Source organism: Pseudofrankia coriaricola, from assembly GCF_001854805.1.
GTDB lineage: Bacteria > Actinomycetota > Actinomycetes > Frankiales > Frankiaceae > Pseudofrankia.
The window spans coordinates 77,209-89,301 of sequence record NZ_MBLO01000271.1 but is presented as its reverse complement, the minus strand read 5'-3'; the positions used below and the strand labels follow the sequence as shown (position 1 = coordinate 89,301).

9 protein-coding genes are annotated in these 12,093 nt (G+C 72.3%); 4 read left to right on the top strand and 5 right to left on the bottom strand.

Annotated elements, in window-relative coordinates:
• The first annotated feature begins 586 nt into the window (after positions 1 to 586).
• The gene (locus BCD48_RS42780) at positions 587 to 5,827 is read left to right on the top strand and encodes a protein kinase domain-containing protein (RefSeq protein ID WP_071054214.1); all 5,241 of its coding nucleotides are present in this window, start codon (positions 587 to 589) and stop codon (positions 5,825 to 5,827) included.
• A gap of 165 nt (positions 5,828 to 5,992) precedes the next feature.
• Here BCD48_RS42780 and BCD48_RS42775 read toward each other — a convergent pair whose 3' ends face one another.
• Positions 5,993 to 7,009: a CobW family GTP-binding protein gene (locus BCD48_RS42775; RefSeq protein ID WP_071054212.1), complete on the bottom strand. Its 1,017-nt coding sequence runs from the start codon at positions 7,007 to 7,009 to the stop codon at positions 5,993 to 5,995.
• Positions 7,010 to 7,397: 388 nt separating this feature from the next.
• On the opposite strand from BCD48_RS42775, the gene BCD48_RS42770 reads away from it, so the two are divergent.
• On the top strand, positions 7,398 to 7,787 hold the full coding sequence (locus tag BCD48_RS42770; RefSeq protein ID WP_071054210.1) for a VOC family protein: 390 nt from the start codon (positions 7,398 to 7,400) through the stop codon (positions 7,785 to 7,787).
• Positions 7,788 to 8,666: 879 nt separating this feature from the next.
• Here the strand turns inward: BCD48_RS42770 and BCD48_RS55255 are convergent.
• Both BCD48_RS55255 and BCD48_RS50345 read right to left on the bottom strand, forming a co-directional pair.
• Positions 8,667 to 8,789: a hypothetical protein gene (locus tag BCD48_RS55255; RefSeq protein WP_274536638.1), complete on the bottom strand. Its 123-nt coding sequence runs from the start codon at positions 8,787 to 8,789 to the stop codon at positions 8,667 to 8,669.
• A gap of 5 nt (positions 8,790 to 8,794) precedes the next feature.
• Positions 8,795 to 8,941 carry a hypothetical protein gene (locus BCD48_RS50345; RefSeq protein WP_241842424.1) on the bottom strand — a complete coding sequence of 49 codons (147 nt, stop codon included), beginning with the start codon at positions 8,939 to 8,941 and terminating at the stop codon, positions 8,795 to 8,797.
• A gap of 167 nt (positions 8,942 to 9,108) precedes the next feature.
• Here BCD48_RS50345 and BCD48_RS42765 point away from each other — a divergent pair, with 167 nt between their 5' ends.
• A complete protein-coding gene (locus BCD48_RS42765) occupies positions 9,109 to 9,462 on the top strand; it encodes a VOC family protein (protein WP_241842423.1) in 354 nt (117 codons plus the stop codon).
• Positions 9,463 to 9,493: 31 nt separating this feature from the next.
• Here the strand turns inward: BCD48_RS42765 and BCD48_RS42760 are convergent, their stop codons facing one another.
• A complete protein-coding gene (locus BCD48_RS42760) occupies positions 9,494 to 10,270 on the bottom strand; it encodes a helix-turn-helix domain-containing protein (protein WP_241842422.1) in 777 nt (258 codons plus the stop codon).
• An 82-nt stretch (positions 10,271 to 10,352) separates the two neighbouring features.
• Positions 10,353 to 11,000, bottom strand: coding sequence for an isopentenyl-diphosphate Delta-isomerase (gene idi / locus BCD48_RS48190; RefSeq protein WP_083420071.1), 648 nt, complete (start codon positions 10,998 to 11,000; stop codon positions 10,353 to 10,355).
• Between the two features lie 508 nt (positions 11,001 to 11,508).
• Between idi and BCD48_RS54640 the strand changes: the two genes are divergently transcribed.
• Entirely contained in the window at positions 11,509 to 11,973 is a 465-nt protein-coding gene (locus BCD48_RS54640; protein ID WP_071054206.1) for a SpoIIE family protein phosphatase, read from the top strand.
• Positions 11,974 to 12,093: the final 120 nt, after the last annotated feature.

Below are 12,093 nucleotides of genomic sequence, written 5' to 3'. Positions count from 1 at the left end.
CCGGCGGCCGTATTCATGTTCACCGGCTCGCGGGATAGGGCTACCGACCGCGGGCTCGGAGACGGCGAGACGGCGAGACGTTGGGATGGCGGAGACGGCGGGGACGGCGGAGAGCGTGATGCCGCCACCGCGACCCCGCGGTTGCCGGGAAACTCCCCAGGTCATCGACCAGGCGCCGCGCGACCATCCCTCCATCCATCGGGTTCTCTACCGCCGCCGAGCTCCGCCGTGCGCTGGAGGAGGCCCGCTGACACGGCACCCTCTTTCGGTTCTACTGACCGCGCGGCGCGTTCCCACGTTCGCCGGCAGCCGGATCGCCGACATTCCGGCGGCGTGGGACCGGCCCGGCAGGACCGTATGACCCGAGCGTCAACACCATCCATCACCACGACGGCGGCGGGCCAGGCCCGCCGGCCGGATATCCACGGAAGGTGGCCATGCCCGTCCTGACCGGTGTCCCGTGCCGGCACCCTGGGGAACGCCAGCGGAAAGCGGTTCCACGACGTTCCCCTTTCCGGGTTGACCCGCATCAGTTCCCCGCCTGGCCCGCCAGGTTCCCGCGCGCCACCGAGAGGGTGATTCCGGAATGGTGAGATGGCCGCGCCGCCAGAAGAGCGAAGACGGCGACGAGGGCGCGGAGCGCCGGCGCGCGCCCGCCCCGCCGTCCCCGGCGCGGCCTCCTGGCGCCACCGTCACCTGGACCACCGCCCCCGTTGCCCCCGCCGTGACTGCCCCCGTGACCACAGCCGCGGCACCCACGTCGGCGCCGCGGCCGTCATCACCGCTCGCCGCGGACGCGGCTGACGTGTCCACGGACTGGAGGGTCGGGGAGCGGGTGCTCGGCCTGTACCACGTGCGGCAGGTCTTCACCTCCGGCGGAATGGGCCTCGTCTACCGGGTGCGCCACCTGGGCTGGAACGTGGACCTGGCGGTGAAGAGCCCCCGGCCGGAGCTGTTCGCCGACGGCGCTGACCAGGAGCGTTTCGTCCGCGAGGCGGAGACCTGGGTGGGCCTCGGCGTGCACCCGCACCTGTGCGCCTGCCACTACGTCCGTACCCTCGGCGGTATCCCGCGGGTGTTCGCCGAGTACGTCGACGGCGGGAGCCTGCGCGACTGGATCGACCACCGCTCGCTCTACGCGGGCGGGCCCGGCGAGGCGCTCCGCCGGATCCTCGACCTCGCGGTCCAGACGGCCTGGGCGGTCGACTACGCCCACGGGCGGGGCGTAGCCCACCTGGACCTCAAGCCGGCGAACATCCTCCTCGACAGCGAGGGCACGGCGAAGGTGACCGACTTCGGCCTCGCCCGGGCGCACGGCGCGGCCGGCGGGCGGCAGCCGGACAGGGCCGACCCGGCGGTCTGGAAGTCACACCACTACGCGTCACCGGAACAGGCCTCGGGCGGACAGCCCGGGCCGCCCAGCGACGTCTGGAGCTTCGCGGTCACCGTCCTGGAGATGTTCACCGGCGAGGTCACCTGGAGCGCCGGGCCGGTCGCCGGCGCGGCGCTGGCCGACTACCGCACCCGCGGCCCGGCGGGCGCCGGCCTGCCGCCCATGCCGTCTCCGCTCGCCGACCTTCTGAGCCGCTGCCTGCGGGACGAGCCCGGCGAGCGGCCAGGCAGCCTGGCCGGGATCGCCGACGAGATCGCCGGTATCTACCAGGAGGAGACCGGCGAGGTTTACCCCCGCGCCGTGCCTCGTGCGGTGGCGCTGCGCGCGGACGAACTGACCAACCGCGCGCTGTCCATGCTCGACCTCGACCGGGCCGACGAGGCCGAACGGCTCTTCGGCGAGGCCCTGGCCGCCGACCCCGAGCACCTGGAGGCGACCTACAACTCCGGGCTGTTCCAGTGGCGGTCCGGCCGGCTTCCCGACGACGCGTTCGTCGCCAGCCTGGAAGGGGCCAGGGCGTCCGCGCAGGACCCTCGCCTGGCCCGGTGGCTGCTCGCGCAGGTACATCTCGAGCGCGACGACGCGGACTCGGCGCGTCCTCTCCTCGAGGAGGCGGCTCGGGACACTCCCGGCGACCCGGAGATCCCCGTCCTGCTGGAACGAGCCCGCGCCGGAGGCACCACCGGCCGCTGCCTGCGGGCCATCGACCACGCCGACGGTGTGTCCGCCCTCGCCGTCACGGCGGGCCCGCGCCCGTTCGTCGTGTCCGGTGACGGAAAGACGGTACGTGTCTGGGATCTGGCGACGGGGGATTCCCTGCGCGCCCTCGAAGGACACTCCAACCCCGTGTCGGCCGTCGCCGTCGGCGCTGACGGGCGCGTCGTACTGTCCGGCCAGCACGCGACCTCCGTGACGTACCAGACCGAGTTCGGCCCGCAGAGCCGGCGGGAACCAGCGCCGATTCGGGTATGGGACCTCGCCACCGGCACCTGTCTGCACACCATCGACACCGAAGAGGACTCCTGGGGCATCGACTCGGCCGCCGTCAGCCCGGACGGACGTCTCGGCCTGACCGGCGGCGGCGGCGGGATGTTGCAGCTGTGGGATCTGGCCGCGGGCACCTGCCTGCGCACCCTGCCAGGTCACGGAGGCAAGGTGGAGGCGGTCGCCGTAACGGCGGACGGGCGCCTGGGACTGTCCGGTGCCCTGGACAACGAGGTCCGGCTGTGGGAGCTGCGTACGGGCCGCTGCGTGCGGGTGTTCGAGGGCCACACAGGCGCCGTGGATGCGGTCGCCGCCAGCGCCGACGGGCGTTTCGCCGTCTCCGGCGGTATGGACTACCGGCTGCGCGTGTGGGAGCTGCACACGGGCCGCTGTATGCGCGTGCTCGAAGGTCACACCGGCAGGGTGTTATCGGTCGCCGTCAGCGCCGACGGGCGTTTCGCCCTGTCCGGCGCCGCCGACCGGACGCTGCGCCTGTGGGAGCTGAGCTCCGGCCGCTGCCGGCGTACCTTCGCCGAACATACGGGCGACGTGATGGCGGTGGCCCTGGCCGCGGACGGGCATCTCGCGGTGTCCTGTGCCGGGGACAAGAGCGTGCGGGTCTGGGAGCTGCCGGACCTGGACAGCTACGCCTGCGCGTTCCAGCCGTGCCGCCCGCGTTCGCACGCCGAGCTGGCGCGGCACGAGGCGGAGCTCGACAGGCTGCTGAGCGACGCGGCTCGTCCCGTCGAGGAGGGCCACTTCCCCACCGCGCTGGCGCTGCTCAGGCGGATCAGGGAGATTCCCGAGTACGAGCGGGACCCGCGAGTCCTCGACGCCTGGCGGCGGATGGCGCTCTTCTCCGCGCGCACCGGTGTCCGCGGCACCTGGAAGGCGCGGGTCCTCGAGGGCCACACCAGCGGCGTGCAGGCGGTCAGCCTGAGCCCGGACGGCCGTCTCGTCGTCACCGGCGGCGACGAGACGATCCGGGTGTGGGAACTCGACACCGGCCGCCTTGTCCAGACGTTGACAGCCCCCACCAGCGTGGAGGCGGTTGGCCTGAGCCCGGACGGCCGTCTCGTCGTCACCGGCGGCGGCGGCAACAAGGTGCGGGTGTGGGAGCTCGCCACCGGCCGTGAGGTCCACACCCTGCGGGGCCACACCGGCCCCGCGAATTCGGTCGCCGTGAGCCCCGACGGGCGGTTCGTCGTCTCCGCGGGGGACAGCACGGTGCGGGTGTGGGAGCTGGCCACCGGGAGGAGGGTCCACGTCCTGCGGGGCGGCGGCGAGCGCGTGGAGTCGGTTGCCGTGGCCCCGGACGGCCGGGTCGCCGTCTCCGCGGGCGGCGGCGAGACGGTGTGGGTGTGGGACCTGGTGACCGGGAACTGTCTGCGCACCATCCGCGTAGGTGAACGGTTCAGTGCCACCGTCGTGTCGAGCGCGCTCAGCCCCGACGGGCGCCTCTTCGTGACCGGAGACGCGGGCGCCACGCTGCGCGTCCTCGAGCTGGCCACAGACCAGCTCCTGCACCCGCCGCGACGCGGCGGGGCGAGATCGGTCGCGCTCAGCCCGGACGGTCGCTTCGCGCTGGTGGGCAGCGACTCGTCCAACGGCGACCCCACGGCGCGGATCCGGGAGCTCGCCACCGACCGCGACATCCACACCATCCAGGGTCCCTCCGGCGGTATGGCGTCGCTGGCGATGAGCCTCGACGGGCGGTACCTCGTCGCCGGCGGGGAGGACGGGACGGTGTGGATCTGGGAGACAGACTGGGAACTCGAGGCTGTCGAGCCGGCTGACTGGGATGACGGGGCCGCGCCCTACCTGGACGCGTTCCTCGCTCTGCACACTTCCCGCCCGCCGGATCGGCCCGCCTGGGACGAGGGCGACTTCGACGGCCTGATCCGCCGGCTCCAGCACGCCGGCTATGGATGGCTGCGCCCGGCCGGCGTCAGGGCCGAACTGGACCGCAGAGCGCAGGACGCCGAGCTGGCCGCGTCGGCCGCGTCGGCCGCGGACGTCACCGCCTCGGGCACCGAACCCGCCGCGACGCCCCTCGGCGCGGATGAGGAGAGCGGGGGCCAGGCCGCCGCGCTGGAGATCGAGGACGAGGCGCAGCTGGCGGGCGTGCTGGCGGCGGTGCGGCAGGCCATCGACGACGGCCGGTTCCCGGCCGCGCGGTCGCTGCTCAGCCGGGCCCGCCAGGTGCCGGGGCGCGCGGGGGACCCGCGACTGCTCGAGGCCTGGCGAGACCTCTCCCGGTTCTCGGTGCGCATCGGTCTGCGAAGCGCCTGGCAGTCGCGTGTGCTCAGCGGCCACACCCGCGAGGTGCTGGCGGTCGCCGTGAGCCCCGACGGCCGTCTTGCTGTGTCCGGCTCACAGGACCGGTCCGTGCGGGTGTGGGAGCTGGCCACCGGCCGCTGCCTGCACACCCTCGCCGGTCATACCAATGCCGTGACCGCCGTCGCCGTCAGCCCGGACGGCCGCCTCGCGCTGTCCGGTGGCGACGACGCCGCGGTGCGGGTCTGGGAGCTGGCCACGGGCCGTCTCGTGCGTACTCTCACGGGTCCCACCGATCGCGTGCGGGCAGTGGCCGTGTCCCCGGACGGCCGGTCAGCGCTGTCCGGCGGCCTGGACAAGGAGATCCGCCTGTGGGACCTGGCGACGGGACGCCTGAAGCGCACCGTCGAGGGGCATGCCGGCACCGTGACGTCGATCGCCATATCTGCGGACGGCCGTCTCGCGCTGTCCGGGTCCTGGGACCTGACGGTCGGCGTCTGGTTCATACCGGATGGCTTCAACGTGTACCCCGTGAGTGTGCTGGAGGACCCGGATGACTTCTCGGACCTCAGGGCCAGGGTGGAGGAGCACATGGTTCAGTCCGTCGCCCTGACGGCGGACGGCCAGTTCGCCCTGACCGGCCACGGTCTCCACCACCTGGGGCGCAAGGGCGCGGTACGGCTCTGGGATATGGACGAGGAGAGGTGCGTCCGCGTGCTCAGTGGCCACACGAAGGCGGTGCTGTCGGTCGCGGTGAGCCCGGACGGCCGGTTCGGCTTCTCCGGTGGTGACGACGGGGCGGTGCGGGTGTGGGAGCTGGCCACGGGTCGCGTCGTCCACACGGCCCGCAACCAGGCCGACTCCGTGGCCTCGCTGGCGCTGGCCCCGGACGGGAACTCGCTGCTGTTCGCCGGCGATGACGGGACGCTGCGGGTATGGGACCTGGACTGGGACCTCGAAGCCCGTGAACCGGCCGACTGGGACGAGGACGCCGACCTGTATCTTCGGGCGTTCCTCGTCCGGCACGGAGGGGATCTCATGACGAGCCGGGCCTCCTGGACGGAATCGGACTTCGACGGCCTGATGCGGCAGCTCCAGCATTCCGGCCTCGGCTGGCTGCGCCCGGCGGGCGTCCAGAGGGAGCTGGAACGCAGGGTTCGCGGGGCCACGTAGGCCGCGGACCGAGCTCCGTGAGGCGCCTGGCGGCGGTCGCCTCACGGAGCCGGTAGTCCTACGGCCTGATAGCTCGTCAGATCTCGGCCGCTGTGGTGAGGGCGGTACCAGCCGAACCGAGCGTGCGTGACGGATGTGGAATCTGTGGTGGGGGTCGCTGCGTGTTCAGGCGCTCAGGCGGCGGAGCCGGGCGAGGCGGCGTACCCCGTCCGCGGCGGGGCGGTCGAGGCAGGGCTGGAGTGCTGCCTCGAGACGGGCGCGGACGGTGGGCTCGTCGAGATGCATGCCGATGGCGACGAGACCGTCGGGGCCTTCCGTCACGGGCCTCATCGCGAGGTGGGTCTGTCGTCCGACGATGTTGACCACGTAGCCGCGCATACCCCGCCCCGTGTTTACGGTCACGGTGCCCTTGAGCCGGTAGACGTTCGTGGGTGGATCCTCGAGCAGGTCGACCAGCAGGCCAGGATCGATCGGGCCGGCGGCGGGGACGGTGACCGCGCCGACGCGCGGGTGTGGCTCGTCGTCGTGGTCGTGCCTGGCCAGGGCCGCGAGCGGAAGCTCGTCTGCGGGGTCGTGCGGGCTCGCGGCGTCGAACACGAGTGCCGGGTCGATGCGGCCGTGCGTCGTGTCGACGATGTGGGCATGTGGGTTGCTCGCGCGCACCCGGCTGGAGATCCGTGCCACCGTCTCGGCCCGGTGCGCCGGCGGAACCCGGTCGGTCTTGTTGATCAGGACGAGCGAGGCGGACGCGAACCGGGCCGGCGGCAGGCCGCCTCTGTCGACGGTCGCGAAGTACGAGGCGGCGTCGATCACGTCGATGAGGCCGCCGGGGCGGACGCGGTCCACACCACTGAACCGGATGAGCCTCGCCAGTGCTGGCGGGTCAGCCACGCCGCTGGCCTCCACGATCACCGCGTCCAGCCGCAGCCGGGGATGGGTCAGTTTCTCCAGCGCCTCGTCCAGGCCGTCCGTGTCTGGCAGGCAGCACAGGCACCCGCCCGCGATCGAGGCCGGTTGGTCGACCTGACCGGTGATCAGCGCGGCATCGACGTTGATCGCTCCGAAGTCGTTGACCACCACCCCCAGGCGCGCCCCCGGCGTCTGGAGCAGGCGGTTGAGCACCGTCGTCTTGCCCGCGCCCAGGTACCCGGTGAGCGCGATCACAGGCACCCGCACCCTCATTCCGACATGCCTCCTCCCGGCCCGCCTCCAGCCGGTGCCCGGATACGTGTCGCCTGGTAAGCGGGCGCGGGCCCCGGACAACGGGCTATGAAGACCATGCCATCGCTCGCGACCAGGCACTTCGGCCGGGTGCGGAGCCCTCTCCGTCTGCTGAGACGGGTCTGTCGCGTGCTCCGACGCCGCTGCCAGGCCAGCGACCTACCGGGCCAGCCGACCTGCCAGCGGCGTGGCAGCGATCTGCCAGAGGCCGAGAGGACTGCCGTGTTCGGCTTGGACCTGTCAGGCTCAGCGCGTCGCCTGTGATGCGGCGAGCCGGGAAGATCTTGGGCGGTCGCGAGGGGTGACCGTGGGGGTGGTGTCACGGATCGACGGGGAAGGATTGATCGCCATGCGGGTCACCGGATTCGACCATCTCGTTCTCAACGTGGGCGACGTCGAGCGTTCGCTCGCCTTCTACTGCGGCGTTCTCGGCCTTGAGCCCGTCCGGGTCGAGCAGTGGCGGGCGGGCAAGGCTCCGTTCCCGTCCGTCCGCGTCAGCGGCGAGACCATCATCGACCTGGTCGCGCTGCCACGGGGCTCGGCCAACGTGGATCATTTCTGTCTCGTCGTGGACCCGCTCGACTGGCAGGAAGTCATCGACGCGGGCGCCGTCACGGTCGTGGACGGCCCGGCCACCCGCTTCGGCGCGCGCGGCAACGCGGTTTCGCTCTACATCAGCGATCCCGATGGCAACACCGTCGAGCTTCGCTGGTACCCGGCGGACGCCCCGGCGACGTGACGCCGCCCGCCCCGAGGTGCTCCAGTGACACGGAACTAAGCCGGCTCTGTCAGCTCTGCCGGCTCTGTCAGCTCCGCCGGTGGGCGCGGCCGCCGGACCCGCCGTGCCGCCGCCCCCGCGGGCCACTTCGACGCCGACGACGACGAGCGCGTGCACCACGGCGCTGACGACCGAGAACGCCACGAAGGCGCCGCTGCTCGACCAGGGATAGCGCCACATGTCATCGGAGAGGTCGGTGGCGGGCTGGATGCCGAACTGGAGCACCGCACCAGCGACGACGGTGAACGCCGCGGCGCCGATGAAACCGATGGCTGCTATGGGTATCTGGCGGACATGTGCGTTGCTGGTTGAAGACATCGTTCCTCCCGATCGATTCTGTTGCTGGTGTCGTTGTACGAGTCGGGGCCGGGGGCCGGCATCAGGGCAGGGGCTGAATCACCGATACGCGCCAGCACTGACCGTCGTTGCGCGCCAGCACCGTTGCCGGCTCTCGGCGAGGATTGGGACAATTAGCGGGCGTGATGCGCCTTCACTTGCGTGGTGGCTGGCGTCGGTGTTCGCGGCGACGCTGGCGGCAGAGGTCGTCGCGGTCGCGTTGTCGTGGGGCCCGGAGCCCGCCCACGACAGCGGGCTGTACGCGATCTACACCGTCACGCTTTCCGTCGCGGGTGCCCTGACCGTGCCGCGCCACCCGATCGTGCGGTTGGTGCAACGTCTGCGCCGCTCGAGCTTCGGCTGTTCCTCCCGGACAGTGGCGCGGCATGCCGTCGGACAAGGCGGCTCGGACAGGGCGGCGATGACGAGGTCCGCCGGACGCTCGGCAGCACGGTCGCCGAGATCATCTCGCCGTCGACGAGCACCGCGGAGTTCGCCAGCGGCCTACCCGGACGCCAGCGCGACCAGCAGCGCCAGCAAGGGCAACGACTGCCACCGCCGGCGCAGGTCCAGCCGCGGGACGGGCAGCGCCGCGAAGCCAGCCAAGATGCAGCTCCCGTCGTCCATCGACGTCAGCCCCATTCGTGGACGGCTCGGAGGTGGGCGAGTACGGCCAGTACCCGGCGATGGCCGCCCGTGCTCTCGGGGATGTCGAGTTTGAGCAGCACGTGGCGCGCGTGGGCTTCGACGGTTCGTTCGCTGAGGACGAGCCGGTTCACGAGCTCGGGCAGGCGACTACCGGGTCGGAGCCGTCGCGCGGATGTTCGCGGCGTCGCCGGAGCCGCCCGCCCGGCGCGGCGTCCGATTCGTTCAAGCCAGGCAGGGCCGCTTTCCCTACGGTCTGGGTATGCCAACGTTCTCACTGACTGGAATCGTGGTGTCCGACATGGCGCGGGGGCTGGCGTTCTACCGCCGCCTCGGCCTGGAGATCCCCACGGCGGCCGACGCGGAGCCGCATGTCGAGGTCACGACCCCGAACGGCCGCCTCGCCTTCGACACCGACGACACGATCCGCTCGTTCGACCCGAGCTGGCGACCGGGCTCCGGCTCACCGCGGCTCGGGCTCGCGTTCGCCTGCGCCGACCCGGCCGAGGTCGACAAGGTCTACGCCGACCTGACCGGCGCCGGATACACCGGCGAACGTCCGCCGTGGGACGCCTTCTGGGGCCAGCGGTACGCGACGGTGGCCGATCCCGACGGCAACCACGTCGACCTGTACGCCCCGTTGGCCGGTAGCTGAGCCAACCGGCTGGCCGGGTCAGGCCGGCCGGTCAGGAGGCACCGACGGAGTCGGCCGCCGGCATGACCAGCTCGCGTAGCGGCGCCCCGCCGAGGGCACGGACCTCGCGGGCGAGATGAGCCTGGTCGGCGTAGCCGGCCGCGGCGGCCACGCCGGCGAACGGCGACCCGGCGCGGGCCAGCGCCAGCGCGCGGCGGAAGCGGACGATCCGGGCCAGCGTCTTCGGCCCGTAGCCGACCGCGAGCTGGCAGCGGCGCAGGAACTGGCGTTCGCTGAGCGCCGCGGCCCGGGCGACCTCGGCCACCGGAGCCCCTGCGCGGATGCCGGCCAGCGCCGCCGGCGGCAGCAGGTCGGCCAGCCCGGCCCGCCGGCCACGGCGGGCGATCTCGGCCTCGAACGCCGCCGCCGGCGCCTCGGCGGCCGCGAGGCGCTCGGCGAGCCGGGTCGCCTCGGCCGCGCCCCAGATCTCTACCAGCGGCACCCGGCGGTCGCGGACCTCGCTGGCCGGGACGCCGATGCGCGCCGGGCCGACCGCCGAGTCGAACCGCATACCCAGGTGGAGCGAGCCCGGCCGCCAGAGCGCGAACGCCGGGGCGGTGTCCGGACCGGCGACGAAGACGTGCCCGACGTCACCCGGCCCGGCCCGCGACCAGATCAGGTCCATGCAGCCGTCGGGCAGGACGCGATGCTCCGCTCGCCCCGCGGAGGTGGCGTCGGCCTGGGCCGTCGTCTCGCCCGCACGATCTGGTGCGGCCGCCAACCACATGGTGGCCGCCAGCATCCGGGCCCGCTGCTCGCGATACATCATCCCGACGGTACCCGGCCACGCGTCGTCCCATTGATCGCCCGGGCCCTCTCGTCACCGCGTCCACGGGTGCCAGCACAGATTCTCAGGGGCCCGATACCGCGATCCGACCAGGTGATCCCACCGGCGAAGACTCCCGTGCCGCCGTTGGCAGCGCCTCTTCCGAGGCCGTCGGCCAGTCCCTGGGTGACGGCCCGAGCGCGCGTAGGTGCCCCACCTGCATGCGACACCACGGAGACACGCCGAGCGAACCCGACGAAACGTCGCCCACGAATGTCGACCAAGGAGTCCAGTACGCCTCGGCGACCTCCTCCGGGTTGAGCTGGAAGGGCTCCGACGTCGTGGCGGAGAAGACCGGGCAGATCTCGTTCTCGACGGTCCCGTCTTCCATCACGGAGCGGTAGCGGAAGGTGGGAAGGACCAGGCGAATGTTCTGGACACGTAGGCCCAGTTCGTCAGCCAGCCGGCGCGAAATAGCCGCCGGTATGGCCTCGCCGAGAGCCGGATGTCCGCAGCACGTGTTGGTGAGCACCCCGGGCCAGGTACGTTTGTCGAAGGACCGGCGTGTCACAAGAAGGCGGTCAGACGCGTCGAAGACGTAACACGAGAACGCGAGGTGGAGTGGCGTTCGAGGTCCGTGAACTGTTGCCTTCGGCGCGACTCCTATGGCCTCTCCATCGAGGTTGAGGAGGACGACGGTCTCGGTAGTCTCGCTACTCTCCACGGCCACCATTCTATGGTCGGACATTCCCGGCCGGCCGGCCGCGGGTCGCGATTAGCGGTGTTCTCCATCACGGCCGTTCTCCTGACAGATTTCCGACTCGGGCACGACGAAGGCTGTGATGTAAAATTGGCACCATTTTCCACCTGCCCGAACTGGACCGCGACGATCCGGGCCGCCCGGATGACGTTTTCCGGCTGCCGGCCCCTGCGCGGACGATCCGCGTCCCGACGCGCGGGACGAGGGCGAGCCAGCCGGACCGGGGCTGTCCCGGTGTGCGCCCACCACCGGCCGTCTTCGTGCGAGCGGTCATCCGACCCGCGGCGGCCCCGAGGGCGTCACAACATCACCGAGCTGCGCGGAGGACGACGCCGCACCGGTCTGTGGCGCGACGTCGCGCGACTGGCTGAACTGCTGGACATCCCCTCCCGTTCAGCCAGGAAGCACCCATCCCGGTCGCCCACGTCACCGTCGCAGGCCTCCGTCCCACAACGGGGCCGCGCCGGGATGTCCGGAACGCGTGGCCCACCCGCGTGGCCGGCGTGTCGAGCGCGGAGCGACGCATGGAGAGCGATCGCCGGCGCACTCTCCCACGCCGGGACGCGCCACAAGCCATACGCTGGACTGCGTAGGCAGGTCGGTCAGCGGGGCCCGAGAAGGGTCGGCGGCGACCCGCGGGCCGGGGCGATGCGGCCAGAGGCCATGCCACCAGCCGGCACCAGGCGTCGATCCGTCGCTCACCTACAGCCAGACCGACCTGAGCCTGCCGCCGGAATCGCGGCTCCTCCTCTACACCGACGGGCTCGTCGAGCGCCGCCACCTCTCGATCACCGACCGGCTCGACACCCTGGCCGACGTCGCCGCCGACCACGACCCACACGGGCACGGCGGCCTCACCGGCCTCTGTGACCACATCCTCACCCACGTCGCCGGGCCAGCCGGACGGGAGGACGACCTCTGCCTCCTCGCCGCCCAGACGCCCTAGTCAGGTGAGGTCGTGATGGCCGGCGACCTGGGACATGCCTACGGTGTGCTCGCCCAGCGCGATCCCGTGCTTGCGCGGGTGCAGGCGGAGGATGGGCGTCCAGCAGGTCACTGTGGCCGG

Coding starts and splice junctions, on each gene's coding strand:
- BCD48_RS42760 (WP_241842422.1), bottom strand. CDS start 10,270: ATGATGTATCGCGAGCAGCGGGCCCGGATGCTGGCGGCCACCATGTGG.
- BCD48_RS42765 (WP_241842423.1), top strand. CDS start 9,109: ATGGCGCGGGGGCTGGCGTTCTACCGCCGCCTCGGCCTGGAGATCCCC.
- BCD48_RS42775 (WP_071054212.1), bottom strand. CDS start 7,009: ATGAGGGTGCGGGTGCCTGTGATCGCGCTCACCGGGTACCTGGGCGCG.
- BCD48_RS55255 (WP_274536638.1), bottom strand. CDS start 8,789: ATGGACGACGGGAGCTGCATCTTGGCTGGCTTCGCGGCGCTGCCCGTC.
- idi (WP_083420071.1), bottom strand. CDS start 11,000: ATGGTGGCCGTGGAGAGTAGCGAGACTACCGAGACCGTCGTCCTCCTC.
- BCD48_RS42770 (WP_071054210.1), top strand. CDS start 7,398: ATGCGGGTCACCGGATTCGACCATCTCGTTCTCAACGTGGGCGACGTC.
- BCD48_RS42780 (WP_071054214.1), top strand. CDS start 587: ATGGTGAGATGGCCGCGCCGCCAGAAGAGCGAAGACGGCGACGAGGGC.